Source organism: Mangrovibacterium sp., from assembly GCF_041596335.1.
Taxonomy (GTDB): Bacteria; Bacteroidota; Bacteroidia; order Bacteroidales; family Prolixibacteraceae; genus Mangrovibacterium.
Map to the genome: position 1 here is coordinate 99,122 of NZ_JBFHIT010000006.1, position 16,647 is coordinate 115,768.

The 16,647-nt window shown below is 44.4% G+C and carries 11 protein-coding genes and 1 riboswitch; of the genes, 4 read left to right on the forward strand and 7 right to left on the reverse strand.

Annotated elements, in window-relative coordinates; genetic code table 11:
* Nucleotides 1-58: 58 nt before the first annotated feature.
* Nucleotides 59-2,782: a 4-alpha-glucanotransferase gene (locus ABZD21_RS04080; RefSeq protein WP_372773081.1), complete on the reverse strand. Its 2,724-nt coding sequence runs from the start codon at nucleotides 2,780-2,782 to the stop codon at nucleotides 59-61.
* A gap of 317 nt (nucleotides 2,783-3,099) precedes the next feature.
* Between ABZD21_RS04080 and ccsB the strand changes: the two genes are divergently transcribed.
* Together ccsB and ABZD21_RS04090 are read left to right on the forward strand one after the other, a co-directional pair.
* Nucleotides 3,100-6,144, forward strand: coding sequence for a c-type cytochrome biogenesis protein CcsB (ccsB, locus tag ABZD21_RS04085; RefSeq protein WP_372773083.1), 3,045 nt, complete (start codon nucleotides 3,100-3,102; stop codon nucleotides 6,142-6,144).
* A 130-nt stretch (nucleotides 6,145-6,274) separates the two neighbouring features.
* A complete protein-coding gene (locus ABZD21_RS04090; RefSeq protein ID WP_372773085.1) occupies nucleotides 6,275-8,146 on the forward strand; it encodes a long-chain fatty acid--CoA ligase in 1,872 nt (623 codons plus the stop codon).
* 74 nt (nucleotides 8,147-8,220) lie between these two features.
* Here the strand turns inward: ABZD21_RS04090 and ABZD21_RS04095 are convergent, their stop codons facing one another.
* Complete coding sequence (locus ABZD21_RS04095; RefSeq protein ID WP_372773086.1) at nucleotides 8,221-8,571, reverse strand: translation initiation factor; 351 nt, start codon at nucleotides 8,569-8,571, stop codon at nucleotides 8,221-8,223.
* Nucleotides 8,572-8,689: 118 nt separating this feature from the next.
* On the opposite strand from ABZD21_RS04095, the gene ABZD21_RS04100 reads away from it, so the two are divergent.
* Entirely contained in the window at nucleotides 8,690-9,232 is a 543-nt protein-coding gene (locus ABZD21_RS04100; RefSeq protein WP_372773088.1) for a carbonic anhydrase, read from the forward strand.
* A gap of 159 nt (nucleotides 9,233-9,391) precedes the next feature.
* Here ABZD21_RS04100 and ABZD21_RS04105 read toward each other — a convergent pair whose 3' ends face one another.
* Nucleotides 9,392-11,860 (reverse strand): TonB-dependent receptor, encoded by a 2,469-nt coding sequence (locus tag ABZD21_RS04105; protein WP_372773090.1) that lies wholly within the window; start codon nucleotides 11,858-11,860, stop codon nucleotides 9,392-9,394.
* A gap of 52 nt (nucleotides 11,861-11,912) precedes the next feature.
* A riboswitch (TPP riboswitch) is annotated at nucleotides 11,913-12,001 on the reverse strand.
* Nucleotides 12,002-12,253: 252 nt separating this feature from the next.
* Between ABZD21_RS04105 and ABZD21_RS04110 the strand changes: the two genes are divergently transcribed.
* Nucleotides 12,254-12,691, forward strand: coding sequence for an Hsp20/alpha crystallin family protein (locus tag ABZD21_RS04110; protein WP_372773092.1), 438 nt, complete (start codon nucleotides 12,254-12,256; stop codon nucleotides 12,689-12,691).
* An 80-nt stretch (nucleotides 12,692-12,771) separates the two neighbouring features.
* Here ABZD21_RS04110 and ABZD21_RS04115 read toward each other — a convergent pair whose 3' ends face one another.
* The 4 genes from ABZD21_RS04115 to ABZD21_RS04130 all read right to left on the reverse strand — a co-directional run bounded on the left by ABZD21_RS04115 (nucleotide 12,772) and on the right by ABZD21_RS04130 (nucleotide 16,306).
* The gene (locus ABZD21_RS04115; protein WP_372773093.1) at nucleotides 12,772-13,746 is read right to left on the reverse strand and encodes a zinc transporter ZntB; all 975 of its coding nucleotides are present in this window, start codon (nucleotides 13,744-13,746) and stop codon (nucleotides 12,772-12,774) included.
* Nucleotides 13,747-13,938: 192 nt separating this feature from the next.
* A complete protein-coding gene (locus tag ABZD21_RS04120) occupies nucleotides 13,939-14,967 on the reverse strand; it encodes a glycosyltransferase family 2 protein (protein WP_372773095.1) in 1,029 nt (342 codons plus the stop codon).
* Nucleotides 14,968-14,981: 14 nt separating this feature from the next.
* Nucleotides 14,982-15,452: a hypothetical protein gene (locus tag ABZD21_RS04125; protein ID WP_372773097.1), complete on the reverse strand. Its 471-nt coding sequence runs from the start codon at nucleotides 15,450-15,452 to the stop codon at nucleotides 14,982-14,984.
* A gap of 62 nt (nucleotides 15,453-15,514) precedes the next feature.
* Nucleotides 15,515-16,306, reverse strand: coding sequence for an inositol monophosphatase family protein (locus tag ABZD21_RS04130; RefSeq protein WP_372773098.1), 792 nt, complete (start codon nucleotides 16,304-16,306; stop codon nucleotides 15,515-15,517).
* Nucleotides 16,307-16,647: the final 341 nt, after the last annotated feature.

The following is a 16,647-nucleotide window of genomic DNA, read 5'->3' on the forward strand; positions in this document are numbered from 1 at the left end:
TTGAGGACTTCACTTGAAGTGAAGCCCTCATTGATCGTTCGGTCGATTAGTTCCGTCCTCAATAATCAGAATTCCGCCCCGAAGCACGAATTAACGCTTTCAGCAAATCGTTAAATTTGTCGGCTTTTTTCAGATCATCAATACTTTGCGGCATGCGGAATCGCCATTTGTGGCGCACATTAGCCGGTAGATTAATCTGTTCCAGTTGCGTTTCGTCCCAGCGTAGGTTCCCATCCATAGCTATCAAATCCTGAATGGGAAGAGTTGCCCACATTGCCGGAGAGTATAGGTGTTGTGTAATAATTTGTTCGCAAACGTACGGTTCGGCATAGAAGGGCGCGTCTCCCCGGTTTCCCAGTTCCTCATTGTAAAACTGCTGTGTCTTCTCCCGATCTTCCTCCCACCAACCCCGAATGGTCGACATGTCGTGGGTTGAAGTGGTACAAACCGACAGGTAGGGAGCGTCAGCGGGATGGGCAAATTCCAACGTTGGATCTTTGGGCATGCGCTGAATCTCCAGGCTAAGAATATTCAGTTCCTTCATGGCGAGCGGAACACAAGCCGGAATCATTCCCAGATCTTCTCCGCAAACCAACATGTTCCCAACCGAAACAATGGATGGTAATTTCTCCATTCCTTTTTTGTGCCAAAATTCTTCGTGCCTTTTGTAAAAGTAGTCGACGTACAACTCGTTTAATTTCTCTTTGGTCCAATAATTCAATTCTTCGTACGAGCTGGTTTTTTGCATCGAGATGCGCGGATGCCATTGGTTAAATCCGGTGCTCACTAAGATCACGTTTGCTGCCAAAGCGAACAGGCCATCGCGAAGGAATCGTTTGTCATCAGGCAAATCTTCTTCCTCAATTCCATCTAAAAAGAACGCGTTGATTTTTTGTTGGGTGTTAAAGGTTTCTTTCAGCCGATATTTTTGGTCGCCCAGGTCGTCCAGAAAGTTCTGAATGACAGTTTCTGTGTCCGATCCGAACTGGTTTACCAACAAATGGTGGCGAATGTACGGTTGCGTAAAACGTTCGTAGTCGAAGCGTATTCCGCGGTGTTCAATCTCTTCTGCAGAAAGCGGAAGCGATGGGCTGAAGTGTCCGAGTAGTGCTTCCACCGAATCGGTCGGAACTTCCCAAATACGAAAGAATCCCAGAATATGATCAATTCGATAGGTGTCGAAATAATCGGCCATTTTTTGCAATCGGCGTCCCCACCAGCTGAAATTATCTTTCGCCATTTCGTCCCAGTTATAGGTTGGGAAGCCCCAGTTCTGACCTTTTTCGGCAAAGTCGTCAGGTGGCGCGCCGGCTTGCGCATCCAGATTGAAAAGGTGTGGCTCTGTCCACGCTTCAACACTATTGGGGCTAATCCCGATCGGAATGTCGCCTTTCAGTATAATTCCGTTCTCCCGAGCATAACTGGCTGCTTCTTTCAGTTGCTGATCCAGGTGATATTGAATGAAATAGTGCACCAAAATATCGTCGCGACTGGCTGCGTCATCTGCACTGAGCTCTTCAATTTTATAACGATCGTAATGGCGAAATTGCTCCCAGTTTCTAAAATCGGGCGACTTAAACTGATCGCGCAGATACACAAAGGCCGCATAGGGAATCAGCCAGTCTTTATTGGCATTGAAAAACTGCTTGTAACTGTTCGACTTAAACAGCTTTTCACCATCCTGATCGTAAATCAACTTAAAGTAGCGCGATTTTAGGCGGTGAACTTCGGGGTAATTCACATGGGTTTCACGGTTCAGTCGTTCACGGTGAGCGGCAAATTCATCCATCAGTTTCTGGTCGTTGAGGAGACCCACTTTTTCCAGGTTGAGGTAGATCGGATGCAGGGCCATCACCGAAATCGACTTGTAGGGATACGAATCGAGCCAGTTGTGGGAAGCTACCGTTTCGTTCACAGGCAGAATTTGAACCATCTTCATACCGACAGATTTCCCCCAGCCTATAAAGTCAATAAGGTCGTTGAACTCGCCTACGCCGAAGCTTTTCTCACTGCGCAGCGAAAATACAGGAACAGCCACGCCGGCGCCCTTCCAGTTTCCCACCGGATACCTGAAGCTACTGTCGGTTTTAATGTAAATTGAAGGTGATTCCATATGCGGAGGCTCCAAAAACTCCCGGTCAAAACCTTCTTCAATCGTGCTCAGTTTTTGTTCCTTTAGATTCCAGATTCCGTATTTGTAATACAGCGGGAAAATTAGTTCCCTGGCATCAATCTGGGCGGTCCATGTTGGAAAATCGTCGCCACATTCCAAAAATAAAGGCTTTGTTGTGTCCCATTTGCCCAGTATTTCCTGGTTGCCCAGCACACAAACTTTGTAATCACCCTGTATGCGCGGAACATTTATTTTAAATTGATAAATATGTGGCGAATTTGAACTTCCGGGAGTCGACTTATTACTCCCCGGTTTCATGATCACCTGCTTGAATGTAGACCTGTAGAATACTTTTTCCGCCGGACTTGGATTTTGCCATTGGTCTGCAACAAATAGGCTATAGTGGTCGGGTTGCCCAATTTTTATTCGGTGGTTGTCGCCCCATTCCCAATGTAATCGGCCGTCACGATCCTGCATGAAATACTTGTATTCGATTTCACTTTTGTCAGTTGCCTCGAGAACCAGATGGGCCTCCCAGTAGCCATTCTGGAGCAGGTCCATCGCAACCGATTTTTCCGGTTGCCAGTTTCCTAGCTCTTCGGTCGATCCTGAAAGATAGATTTGTTGACCGGGGCTGATGTAATAGTGTAAGTTGAATTTGACCTTCATAACAATGAAATTAGATTGGAAAACCGTGTCGCTTCTTGAATGCCATAAGGTACAATAAAAACAGAGTTGGGATAAATGAGCACGGTCAGTTTTTGGGGGCGAAAGTTATAAAACATAGACGAGTTGCGGCTTCTGCATGTGATGTCAGACGAAAATATTTCAGTCAAATCCAGTTCGGATCGGCTGAATTAGCTGGATGGGCTCCCCGTTTTGTCAACCAAAATGGTCAATCTGTGTTAATGTTGGTGCGAGAGCTGACTTTAGTGTTTTATCTAAAATCAAACAGGTTGTTTTCATCCCAATAAATATTCTTCACTATGAAAAAAGTGTATCAGTTTCTGACGTCCATGCCGTTTATGGGGTTCTTACTGCTGGTTTTTGCCTTTTCAATGGCCGTAGCCACTTTTACCGAAAGTAGTTACGGTACCGAAGCTGCAAAAAGTATCATCTATAATACGCATTGGTTCGAGGCGGTTTTGGTGCTTTTAGGTTTCAACCTGATCGTCAATTTCATTCAACGTAAATTGTACACTCGCGGCAAATTTATGGTCGGCCTTTTTCATATTTCCTTTATTATAATCGTTGTTGGTGCAGGTATCACCCGCTATGTTAGTTTCGAAGGGGTAATGCACATTCGGGAGGGGAAGAGTTCAAATTCGATCGTATCGACAGACAGCTACATGCAAATTGAAACACCTACACAGCAGTTGAAAACAAAGGTGCTTTTTTCGGAGTTGCGTTCCGGCCAATACAGCGAATCGGTTGATCTTGACGGACACAAAATTCGGTTCAAATCGGTTGGTTTTGTCAAAAATGCAGTGAAAACTCCGGTTGAACACCCATCGGGTGAGCCGTTGGTCGACTTTGTAATTTCAGCTGGACAGGGCATGCAGGCGTTTGCGTTTAAACCGGGTGAACTGATCAATCTGGGGCCGGCAACGGTCGGATTCAATCCCAACGCCAATATTCGGTTTGAGCAAGAAGGCGACGAATTGTACATCGTTGCCGACCGCGATCTGGAAATTCGCTCCATGACCGGATCGGAGCCAGTACCGATGGCTGCGGGAACGCGGCAAGCAGTTTTGCCAATGCACCTTTATGCGTTCGATGGTTATTTATTGCTGGTGAAGAAATTCTACCCGCATGCGTTGTTGCGTGTTAATCGCGATTCGCAGGGAACTTCGACTGAGGATGCTGTCATTCTTGAAGTGTCGGATGGTGAGCGGGTAACTACGCTGAATGTGTTTGGGCGAGCCGGTCAAATTGGTGAGCCATTGCTATACCGGTTAGGCGATACACCCGTGAAAATCACCTACGGTTCGGAATTAATTGAACTGCCGTTTTCGCTGCATCTCCACGATTTTCAGCTTGAACGGTATATCGGCTCCGACAGCCCCTCGTCGTTTGCCAGCGAAATAACGCTGCACGATCATGCTCGCGGGGTCGATCGCGATGTTCGAATTTTTATGAACAATACCTTAAAGTATCGGGGATATCGTTTCTATCAATCGTCATACGATCAGGATGAACTTGGTACCGTGTTGTCGGTAAATAAAGACTTCTGGGGGACGTTTGTAACTTATGTAGGCTATTTTTTAATGACTCTGGGGATGATTTTGTCCATGTTTTCGCACAATTCGTATTTCCGGTTTCTGGTGCGTCATTTAAAAGAAATGAACAGAGCGGGTGTTGCGGGTTTGCTACTGGTTGTTGCGATTGCAACGAGCGGAACGGCCTCGGCCAACGATACCGTGTTGAATGGGATTCCAAAACTGGACACCGATTTGGTGGCCGATTTCTCGGAACTATGGGTGCATGGACATGATGGGCGTATTGAACCGATGTCGACACTGAACAGTGAGATTTTGAGAAAAATAAGCCGCAAATCAAGTTTCGGGGGGATGTCGCCGGATGAGCTTGTACTTAGCATGAATCTGTATCCCGAACTTTGGCGCACAGTTCCGCTAATCAAGCTTGAAACTGAAATCGCAGTGCAGTTGGGAATTGAAAGCAAATATGCTTCGCCTATCGATTTCTTCGATGAAAACGGGCAGTACCGAATATTGAATGAAGTTCAGACAGCTTATAATAAAATGCCTGCCTTCAGAAGTCAGCTGGATAAAGATTATTTGTTTGTGGATGAGCGGGTGAATATCTGTTTCATGGTTTTCAATGGTGAACTTTTTACCTTTTTCCCGCCTGTTAACCAAACCGATGCCTGGTTTGCCGCCGGTAGTAATCCGACCGGTTATCCGAAGGGCGATTCGCTTTTTGTGGCGAACAGTTTTAAATTGCTGCGCGAATCGATGACTCCCGGAGGCGAAATTCAACCTCGACAAATTATGGCAACAATTGCCCGGTTTCAGGAAAAATTCGGAGCCGAAATACTTCCGTCAGAAAACAAAAAAGCAGCTGAATTACTTTATAACCAGTTTCAACCATTCAAGCGGGTTTTTCCCTGGTATTTGTTGTTCGGAGTTGGGTTGCTGATTGTTTTGTTGGTCACTGTTTTTCGGCAAAAGCCGGTTAGCACCCCGGTGAAATACACCTTTGGTAGTTTAATTGGTCTTGCCTTTTTGGTGCACACCGCAGGACTGATTATTCGCTGGTATATTTCAGGACATGCACCCTGGAGTAATGGCTACGAATCGATGGTTTACGTAGCCTGGGCAGCCATGTTGGCCGGAATTATTTTTGGCCGTAAATACCCGATGGTTTTGGCAACCGCTGCATTTCTGACCGGAATTACCCTCTTTGTGGCACACCTGAATTGGATGAACCCGGAGATAACGCATCTGGTACCGGTCCTTAAATCGTATTGGTTACTTATTCATGTGGCAGTTATTACAGCGAGTTACGGTTTCATTGGCCTTAGTTCGTTTTTGGGGCTGCTGGTTCTGTTTCTTTATGCGCTAATGCAGCAGAAAAACCGGAAGAATGTCAGTCATTTCACCGACCAGCTTACGACCATCAGCGAGTTGTCAGCAACTCTGGGTCTTTACATGCTTACGATCGGGACTTTCCTTGGCGGAATCTGGGCCAACGAAAGCTGGGGACGCTATTGGGGATGGGATCCTAAAGAAACCTGGGCCTTGATTACGGTGATTATTTTCGCCTTTATTGTCCATATGCGGTTCATTCCCGGACTTCGGGGACGTTTTAATTACAATGTGGCAACTGTGATTGGTTTTGCTTCTGTATTAATGACTTACTTTGGCGTGAACTACTTCCTGAGCGGAATGCATTCGTACGGAAAAGGAAGTGTAGATGGGGTGCACTGGAGTGTTTATGCAGCCGCGGCGGCGATTGGACTGCTGATTATTGTAGCCTACGGAAAGTATCGAAAGTATGAGAATGAATAGCTCGAATGGGTAATTTGATAGTTATCTCCAAAATAACAGAACTGGTTTAAAACAGATTTTGATCAATTTTTTGGTTAGCCTTAAATGTTATCTTTGCCCGGTTGTTTAGGGTTTAACTAAGAATGAAAGAATGACTGTTAAGGTTACGCGTACGTTTGATATTCTGGATCGTTGTCTCAACGAGTTTCCACGAAAAGATGCTTTAGGTGGGAAAAACGGCAAGGAATGGTACACTTATTCCACCGAAGAATATGCCGCTAACTCCGAGAATTTTGCGCTTGGAATGCTCGCACTGAATTTAAAACAAGGCGATAAAGTGGCTACGGTTACTGCAAACCGGCCCGAGTGGAATTTTGTTGACATGGGACTGGCAATGGCCGGCATGATACATGTGGCGATCTATCCAACGATTGGTGACGACGAATATCGATACATCCTTGAGCATGCCGATGTACAGTGCTTGATTGTTGGCGATAAGAAGTTGTATGAGAAGCTAAAGCCGATTGCTGACGAAATTGCCGGGCTGAAATCCATCTATGCATTCGAAGAGCTCTGTGTCTGTCCACATTTTGCAGAAATCATGAAACTTGGAGAAGCATCCAAATCGGAATTGCTTCCAACGCTCAACGCCCGCAAAGCGAGTATACAGCCGGACGATATTGTGACATTGATCTACACCTCGGGCACAACCGGAGTTCCGAAAGGAGTGATGCTTACGCACAAAAACCTGGTTTCAAACTTTAAGGCTCATGCCGAAATGCACACTTTGGGAATAAACCACCATGTGATTAGTTTTCTGCCTTTGTGCCATGTGTATGAGCGCAGTGTAAATTACCATTTTCAATACAAAGGAATGGGGGTTTACTATGTTGGTAACCTTGGGCAAATTGTAAATGCAATTCGTGAAGTGCAACCACATATGTTTAATTCAGTTCCCCGCCTGTTGGAACGTGTTTATGACGGATTTGTGTCGAAAGGAAACGATTTGAGTGGTGTTAAAAAGGCGATTTACTTTTGGGCATTACGCTTGACGCGTCACTTCGAATACAACAAAAAATATAACCTCTTTATTTCGCTTCAAATTAAGTTGGCCGACAGGTTGGTTTACTCCAAATGGCGCGAAGCACTGGGGAATAACATTACCTACATTGTGTCGGGTGGAGCAGCTCTGCAGTCACGAATTGTTAGGGTGTTGGGCATGGCCGGAATGTATGCGCTCGAAGGTTACGGACTTACTGAAACCTCTCCGGTTATTGCTGTAAATAATCCGCGGACAAAAGAAATGAAAGTTGGTACCGTTGGCCCAATACTGGATGGAGTGACGGTTAAGATTGCCGATGATGGAGAAATTTTGTGTAAAGGCCCGTCGGTGATGAAGGGCTACTACAATGCGCCCGACCTGACCGCAGAAGTGATTGATGAGGAAGGCTGGTTTCACACCGGCGATATTGGTTGCCTGGAAGACGGCAAATATCTGAAAATTACCGATCGAAAAAAGGAAATGTTTAAAATGTCGGGTGGAAAATACATCGCGCCGCAAATGATCGAAAATAAGCTGAAAGAATCCTTTTTTATTGAACAGGCTATGGTGATTGGTGAAAATGAGAAATTTGCCAGTGCATTGATTTCGCCTAATTTCGATTATCTGCATGATTGGTGTTCACAACATAAAATCCACTTTCGCGACAATCAGGAATTGATTCAACGGGATGAAGTTATCCTGCAATTTCGGAAAGAAGTCGCGCAAATAAATCGAACAACCGGTGAGCACGAAGAAATAAAGCGCTTCCGCTTGGTTTGCGAAGAGTGGTCGGCACAAAATGGAGAGCTTTCGCCAACTTTAAAGCTTAAGCGAAATTATGTGATGAAAAAATATCAGCACATTGTCGATGATATTTATTCGGTTTCGAAAAACGGAAATGGGAACGGTGGATTGAAACTATCGCTCGTTAATTTACGGTTCGACTTGAATAAATTGTCGCAGCGATTTAAACAGAATTAAATGAATGGGAATAAAGAAAGTCATCTTAACGGATGACTTTCTCAGTTTTATACCGTTGCGGCATCAGTCGAAAATTAACCGCCAATCCGTTTTACTTTAAAACCTTCGTTCTTTAAAATGTCCATTATTTTGTCCCGAAAATTCCCCTGAATTAGAATCTCACCGTCGCGGGTCGATCCACCAACACCACATTGGGTCTTCAACTTTCGGGCAAGTTCTTTCAGTTCGTCGTCAGTGCCTTCAAAACCGGTGACCAAGGTGGCCGACTTTCCCTTACGCCCTTTCTTGTCCAACTCAACGTATAGGGTTTGTTTGCCTGCTGGAATACTGGGCGTTTTTTCCTGCTTATCTTCGTTCTGTTCGCTCTGTGTGTCGGGATTGATTGAAAAAGCCATTCCTAATTTGTCTTTCCAGTCTTGTGTCATATCGAAGTTTTTTTTTCAAAAATAGCATAAAAAGCCAATTGCGGGGTCGCAAAATATGGAATTGCGGTGAACTTTTGAGCTAGCTTACGGGTTTGAAAGGGGGACCAAGGATAATAAGATGGCAAAACTCGTTGAGGTAAATTCAGTGCAGGATATTCTTCCCGAATATCGAAATACGGCGATCAGCTTACTGCTTGAATATCATAATCTAAATAAAACATTTTGTAATTACGATCAGGCAAAAATACTGATCGGTATGTGTGTGGACAACCGCAAAAATTTGTGGATTCCCGAGAATTTTGCCTTCGTGATGCGTTCAGGAGGTGCAAACTTGTTTTTCCATGAGTTTCAGGTGTCATACTCCATTGGCGTTGGTGGCGTCAGGTGCATTGCACTCATTGGTCACAACCATTGCGGTATGGTTAAGCTCGAAGACCGAAAAGCCGATTTTATTTCAGGAATGGTACGAAACGCCGGATGGAAGGAAGAGAATGCAAAATCGCACTTCGAAAATCTGTCTCCTTTTTTTGAGGTTGGCGATGCCATTGAGTTTCTGCTTTGCGAAGTCGACCGCTTGCGCAAACGATACCCCAAAGTAAAAGTTGCTCCCTTGTTTTTTAATGAGGAAACCGGAAAGCTTTCGCAGATTGTTGCCGATTAGTTCGTTGCGGTCGATCCTCAACGTTGACTCTCTTTCGGAGAGGCTAATTAAATTGTTCCAGCCAACTTCCGTCCTGTCGTGAGCCAACTCGAAACGAAAATGAACGATGAACAGATCTAAAAAATCCCCGGGGAACTCTCCCGGGGATTTTTTAGTTTATTAAAATTTGAAATCGATTCCGGCAATGAAATGAATTTCTGCCTGTGGATAATAGCCATCCATTTTGTAACGGCTACCCCCGGTATAATACGAGTAAACCCAGGCATTGCTTTCGTACTCGGTATCGAACAGGTTGTTCACCATCAAGTGCAATTTAATTTCTTTAAATAGATTTCCTTTAATGGTGTAATCCATTTTTAAGTTGTTCACAAACCAGGCATCCAGCTTGCGATCTTCGTCCGATGAATTGTCGATGTATTGGTCGCTCACGTAGTTTGAAAGCAGACTGATTGACAAACTTTTTGTAGGTTGAAAGCTCAACTGGCTGTTTACAATTGTGCTGGGCGAAAAGGCCAGGTCGGTTTTGCCTTTATCATCAACATACTGGTAGACCTCGTTTTCCATGTCGTACCAATAGTCCCAATTATCAACATATTCGGTAAAGTCTTTAATCTTGTTCTCACTGAAGGTCGCGTTCACGTCCCATTTCAGCACAGGCGTAATTTTCAGTCCGGCCATCAATTCAATACCGGCTCGATAGCTGTCGTCAACATTCACCATAATAGCGCTTCCTACATCGTTAATTTCTCCGGTCTGAATTAACTGATCTTTGTAAACCATGTAGTAGAGATTTGCGCCCAACGAATAGTTGCGGTTACGGAAGGTGTAGCCTGCCTCAAAATCGTTCAGTGTTTCGGCTACGGGTTGTTTCCCGTTCGGATCGGCATCTACAAAGTTGCTCCTGTTCGGTTCGCGATGAGCCTGTGCATAGCTTAAATAGGCTTCGTTTTGTGCGTTTGGCTTGTAGTACAGGCCAAATTTAGGGTTGAAGAAGTCGAATTTATGGCTTTGCGTTAAATCCCGCAAGTCATCGTCAATTCCGTTTATGTTGTAGTCGATGTGGCGATACTGCAGGTCGGCATAAACGTTTAGCGATTCAGTCATTTGAAGATTGTATTTGCCAAACAGGTTGAAATCTTTTTTCACCCCTTTGCTTCTGTACCACTCAAAATCTTTTGCATTGTCGCCCATGTATTGAGCCCAAAGCACCTCTCCAAAGTGGCGGCCATCATATTCATTGTAGCCACCTCCAAACGTGAAAGTATTCAGCCCGTTGTCGTAATTCAGCGAGTAAGTTGCTCCGTAGAAATCATTGTCCAGCCATTTACGAACAACCATATCTGTTTCTGCCACACCAACAGCCGCGTTCATTTGGTAGTCGGCGTATTCCTGATCGTACTTGTAGTTTTCGTAATAACCACGGCCGTAGGTGTAATGCAGTGAGGCATTTAAATTCAGATATTCGTTGAATTTATGTGAAAAATGCAGTTGGTAATGATCCTGCTGGTAATGATCTACCTCATTGTCGTAGGTGTAAAAGTTATAAGTCCGCGCATCCGATGCAATCAGGTCGTCGTATCGTTTTTGGTTCTCGTCTGCCGATCCCGACCACAGCCAGTGATCCAGGTAGCGTTGCATTTCATCCTGATCGTTATTCAGTTTTGCCGACGGAACGCCATACCAGGCCTGGTAAGTTTCCTCGAAGCCGGAGAACACGTTCACTTTTAGGATCGTGTTTTCGGAATAGTAACCTCCTGAAACAAAAAAGGACTTCAGGTCGGAACTGGCACGGTCGATAAAACCATCGGAAGTTACCTTCGAGAGGCGGGCATCGAAAGCGAATTTCCCCATCAGTCCGGTTCCGGCAGCTACCGAGTTTTTAATGGTTGAATAAGATCCGGCGGAGCTTTTTACCTCGGCATAGGGCTCTTTATTCAGCGTGGTAGTTTGCAGGTTGATGGTCGCGCCAAACGCAGCCGCACCGTTCGTCGATGTTCCTACTCCACGTTGCACCTGAATGTTGTCGATTGAACCGGCCAAATCCGGAATGTCAACAAACCAGGTTCCATGCGACTCGGCATCGTTCATCGGAATTCCATTCACCGTTACGTTAATTCGGTTCAGATCGGTTCCACGAATTCGAAAGTTCGTGTAACCAACTCCTGCTCCGGCATCCGACGAGGCCACATACGATGGTGTCATCGTCAGCAGATAGGGGATGTCTTGTCCCATGTTGCGGTTTTCAATCGTCGCACGATCGACCGAAGTTTTGGCAACCGGTGTTTTGTCGCCGGCTCTAGTCGCTGAAACCAGCACTTCTTCAGTCATGATTCCCGTGTTTTGGAGCGTGATAACCACTTCTTTCGACTGGTCAAGTTTTACCACTCGGTTGGTTTTTTCGTAGCCAATAAACGACACCAGAATTTCGTAATTCCCCGACCGTAAGTTTTTCAACTGAAACTGTCCATTCGAATCGGCCACTGTACCGGTGTATGTACCGGCTAAAACAACATTCGCCCCGGGAAGAACTTCGTTGTTGTCATTTCTCACTGTTCCCGTGATGGAGAACTGTGCAAAACTAAACGTTGTCATACCTAGCATGAACAACACGAAAAACATTCTTTTCATCTTTTCTTGAAAGTTTGGTTAATAAATAACCAATGAGGTAGGAATATAAATCCTTCTTTTTTTTCCCTCCCTACGCCGGCATTATCCGGATCAGGTTCTGTGGGTATGATCTCAGCCTGAAAGGCACCCCATTGCGTAAATCGGGGGTAAAGGTAATCGAAAATTTAGATTGAAACACAAAGTGCCTGGGTATATGTCCGGGAGTTGGCTGAAAATATTTCAGTATCAGGTGATTGGGTGGCGAAAAAATGACTCGAATTCCGACAAAATGGCAATCTTTTCAGCGCGGTTTCTTTTAATTTGGGGCTGAATTGACTTTGGTTCGGGCTTTGATAGGTGTGAAGTGAAAACGAAAAGAAACGATGTTTAACCAGTAGTTAGGAGGACAAAGTTATGTTACCATTTGTTAGATCAAACAGAAATGTTCCAAGCTTATTTGATGAGTTCTTTGGAAAGGATGTATGGAATGACTTTTTCGAAAAATCTGGCTGGAATAGCAATCCGAGCGTCAATGTGTATGAAAAAAAAGATCATTACTCAATTGAATTGGCTGCTCCCGGCCTCGACAAAAAAGACTTCCATATTGATGTGAAAGACAATTTGCTGACCGTTTCTTCGGAAAAGAAAGAAGAAAAAAAGGAGGAAAAAGAAGGCAGTAAAGTTGTGTTCTGCGAGTTTAATTACTCAAAATTCAGTCGTTCGTTCCAGTTGCCGGATGGCGTTGATGTGAATAAAATTACCGCGAACCACAACAATGGCGTTTTGACCATTCAATTGCCAAAACGGGAGGAATATAAATCGCAAACAACACGAATGATTGAAATTCACTAAGGCTGAATGATCAGCTGTAAATGACATTAAGAATTGGGTTTAGTTTTAGTAAGTTGGCCCCGCCGAAAGGTGGGGCTTTTTTATAACCACTTGTTTTTTCTGAAAAACCAAAATTGAAACGCGACAATAATCAATAAAATTAACCCGAAAGCAAGAAAAGCGTTCGGACTTTCAGCATGTGGTATTCCGGCTAAATTGACACCAAGCAAACCTGTGAAAAAACTGAGCGGAAGGAATAATGCCGTGATAATCGACAGTAGGTACATGCGGCTGTTGATTTGCTCATTCGACCGGTTGATGAGTGTTTCTTGGCTAACGGAGGCTAGTTCACGGGCAGCGTCAAGCATCTCAAGGTAGCGCATCAGGTAGTCATTCACCTCACGCATTCGTAATTGCTGTTTGTTGGTCATCCAGCTAGTCTTCTCAATCTGCATTTTGTTTAGCGCGTCTCGTTGCGGTATCAGAAACCGCTTAAGTTGAATAATCTGTCGACGCAGGTTGTATAGTTCTGTTTTGCTTTCGTCATCATTCCCATCTTCTTCCATCACCATTTCTTCCATCGAAATCGCCGATTCCTCAATATCTTCCATGACTTCACTCATGTTGAAAACCACCCGTTCATTTAATCGAACAATGAAATCACCAGTGTTTTTTGGAGGATTATTATTCTCCATGTCGTCGACAAGTGATTTGATTGAGTTGAGGGTTTTCTTTTGGCAGGTGATAATCATATTTTTGGTAGCAAGCATGCGTACTGAGATCATATCTTCAGGCTTTTCGCCTTTAATGAGGTTAATTCCGCGAACAACAAGCAGCAATTCATCGGCATAAATGGCCACGCGTGGTCTTGAGTCTTCTTTGATAAGCGCGGAGGTGATAACCTCGTTTTCATGCAACGACTCAACAAGTTTGCGGGTTTCCGGTACGCTAAAATCCAGTTGAACCCAGATGTAGTCTGTCTCGTTCTTGGTTGTTGGGATGGTGTCAATTTTTATTTTCTCTGTTGTCTTGTTGGCCGAATTGACATAGAAAGCGTTGATAACAGCATGTTTCATGGTCGCAATTTTTCAAAATAAAATCGGGTACTTTTCTGATCTACTTTTTTCAACCTGAAATCACAACTAACAAATTTCTAAAATTAGGGCTTTTAGGGCTGTTTCGTGGATTGAAAAACGTATTCAAGATACGAATCGGGCTGTGAAATACAAAACCCGAACCGCGAACAGGTACTGTGGAGCGATGGCTGCTTAACTGTTGACTTCGGTAAACGTTCGTTTATTTTGGAAATAGAATTTCCAGATGACACTTTTGCAAATAATTTCATCGTGCCACCTTGGGGGAGCGATTAATTTTAGCTTTCGACGTTTCGTTTTTAAACGATTTCGGTTGGCATAAAAAGCCCAATGTGCTTTAATTACACTGGTGAAGCCGTTGACATTTCCCTCACTCAACAGTTTAAAAGCAGCAACTCCGTCCAGGAGCATTCGCACAAAAATTACTTTCAGCAATCGATTGGGAGGGCAGTTTTTGTACAACAAAAACAGGTTGTTTCGAAAGTTGAGAAATAGTTTTCTCGGATTATTATAGGGCAAACTTCCGCCGCCAAGATGATAAACCTGGCAGAGGGGGGTGTAGCGAATCTGGAAATCCATGTTTTTTAGCCTCCAGCACAGATCAATTTCTTCCATATGGGCCCAGAAGTCGCTGTCGAAACCTCCGGCTTTGTGGTATAAATCGGCACGGATGGCCATGCAGGCTCCGCTGGCCCAAAAAATATTCACCTCATCGTTGTATTGAGCTTCATCTTTTTCAATGACATTCAAAATTCGGCCTCGGCAAAACGGGTAGCCGAGTTTGTCGATAAAACCACCTGCCGCTCCGCCATACTCATAGTCGTGTTTGTTGTGCCAGCTTAAAATTTTGGGCTGTACGGCAGCAACTGTCGCATCGTTTTCCATGATCGAAATCATTGGTTCGAGCCATCCTGCCGTAACCTCGACATCCGAATTGAGCAAGATGTAGTATTCGGCATCGATTTGTTTTAATGCTTGGTTGTAGCCTTCAGCAAAACCGTAATTTTTGGGTAGTTGCAAGCGGATAACTTGCGGAAACTGTTCTTCAATCAGCGCCATTGAACCGTCTGTAGATCCGTTGTCGGCTACTATAATTTTCGTTCCTTCAAGGTGGCTATGAGCCACAACCGATGGTAAGAATTGAGGGAGAAGTTTTTCTCCGTTCCAGTTTAAAATAACAATCGCGATAGAGGCGTGTTTCATGCGGGCAAAGATAGTTAGGAATTCAAAATTCCTGCTAAAATCTCCACCAGTTGTTCTTTTGAAAGTTGGCTCAGCTTTTCGCGGATTTCGATGGTCTGATTTTCAGACTGATTGGCTAGAGTGTCGTTCAATTCTTTCCATTGTTTGCCGGTCATTTCCTGTTGAAGGAGTTCACGGGCAATGTCTCCAGACCTGGTTTGACCCGGCAATCCCAATGTTTGCAATTCCAAAATGGCTGCATCCAGAATTTCGTGAGCTTGCATTTTTACCGGGTCACCCGATTTTTCGTTGCCAGTAGCTTCGCGAAGGTGCCAGCTCGAATAGTCGTATTTCAGATCTAATACCATTTTTACGATGGGGTGAGACCCCCCGAAAATTCGGTTCAGGAAGAGTAGGGTTTGGTTTTTCCACGCTTCCAGATCGAAGCTCTGTTGCTTCAGTTTCTCAATTTGTTCGTTGAGCAGTGCAATTTCCTTTTCAGCCATGATGTGCTTTTTTATGCAATTTAGCTGATTGGCAACCGACGCCCAAGTACTCTGCTGAAAAACTATCCGAGATGTTCGTTTACTTTGGCGAAAAAGGCCGGGAAATAGTTGCTGTTCGCCGAAACCAACTCTTTTCCAAACAGGTAATTATTGCCCCCTTTGAAGTCGGTGACCTTGCCTCCGGCTTCCTTTACCAGCAGAACTCCGGCAGCGACATCCCAGGCGTGGAGGGCGTGCTCGAAGAAACCATCGAAACGGCCGCAAGCCACATAAGCAAGATCAACTGCTGCCGATCCCATACGGCGCATGCCTCGGGTTTCAATCATGAAAAATTCCAACACTTGCAGATACGAACTCAACTTTTCGAAATTGTAGTACGGAAAGCCTGTCGCAAGTAGTACATCTTCGTGTGTTGAAGCCTTCGACACCGAAATAGGTTGGTCGTTAAGATAGGCACCGCCATTTTCCCAGGCCGAGAAAAGTTCGTTTTGCCCTATTTCATATACCACTCCGACAATAGGCACGCTGTCTTTTGTTAATGCGATGGATACTGAATGTGGGAAGATACCGTGAATGAAGTTTGTTGTTCCGTCCAATGGGTCGATGATCCATTTGTATTGTTCTCCATTTTCGCTGGCTGTTCCTTCTTCGGTAATAAAACCTGCTTCCGGAAGCAGGTCACGAAGGCGAGCTACAATTATTTTTTCGGCCTCCTTGTCGACATAGGTCACCAAACTGGCCTTGCCTTTCAATTCAATATCTTCAGGTGTAATTTTCGAACGTTCCTCACGTATAAATTGTCCGGCTTGCTTGGCCAGAGTGCCGATCTCCCGGCAAATATGCTGTAAATCCATTGAGACTAAATTTTTTACCGAAAGTCGCTTAATCCCGTTTAACCAGCAAATTTCTACTGTTATTTAATTCTGAAGGATTTTTGAATGAATCAATAGCTTCGCTCCGGCCTTTCGTATGATTTGCCGGGAGGCGAATGTAATATTTTTTTAGCAGGGCTAATTGTCACGTATACAGAGTTATAGCTTGGTTTTGTTTTGAGGCGTTTAAAAAAGGGTATGAATTTTGGATAATCTATTTTGAAATTGATTTAGTAGAGTTCTTCGAAACGAAAAGGCTATTTCTTAAGAAGCTTCGAGCTGAAAAAAGTCAAGGCCAAAGATAGAACTCATTCATGTCAATT

Excerpts from the sequence above, each read along its gene's own strand:
- ABZD21_RS04110 (WP_372773092.1), top strand. The coding sequence starts at position 12,254 with ATGTTACCATTTGTTAGATCAAACAGAAATGTTCCAAGCTTATTTGAT.
- ABZD21_RS04125 (WP_372773097.1), bottom strand. The coding sequence starts at position 15,452 with ATGGCTGAAAAGGAAATTGCACTGCTCAACGAACAAATTGAGAAACTG.
- ABZD21_RS04080 (WP_372773081.1), bottom strand. The coding sequence starts at position 2,782 with ATGAAGGTCAAATTCAACTTACACTATTACATCAGCCCCGGTCAACAA.
- ABZD21_RS04095 (WP_372773086.1), bottom strand. The coding sequence starts at position 8,571 with ATGACACAAGACTGGAAAGACAAATTAGGAATGGCTTTTTCAATCAAT.
- ccsB (WP_372773083.1), top strand. The coding sequence starts at position 3,100 with ATGAAAAAAGTGTATCAGTTTCTGACGTCCATGCCGTTTATGGGGTTC.
- ABZD21_RS04115 (WP_372773093.1), bottom strand. The coding sequence starts at position 13,746 with ATGAAACATGCTGTTATCAACGCTTTCTATGTCAATTCGGCCAACAAG.
- ABZD21_RS04130 (WP_372773098.1), bottom strand. The coding sequence starts at position 16,306 with ATGGATTTACAGCATATTTGCCGGGAGATCGGCACTCTGGCCAAGCAA.
- ABZD21_RS04100 (WP_372773088.1), top strand. The coding sequence starts at position 8,690 with ATGGCAAAACTCGTTGAGGTAAATTCAGTGCAGGATATTCTTCCCGAA.
- ABZD21_RS04105 (WP_372773090.1), bottom strand. The coding sequence starts at position 11,860 with ATGAAAAGAATGTTTTTCGTGTTGTTCATGCTAGGTATGACAACGTTT.
- ABZD21_RS04090 (WP_372773085.1), top strand. The coding sequence starts at position 6,275 with ATGACTGTTAAGGTTACGCGTACGTTTGATATTCTGGATCGTTGTCTC.
- ABZD21_RS04120 (WP_372773095.1), bottom strand. The coding sequence starts at position 14,967 with ATGAAACACGCCTCTATCGCGATTGTTATTTTAAACTGGAACGGAGAA.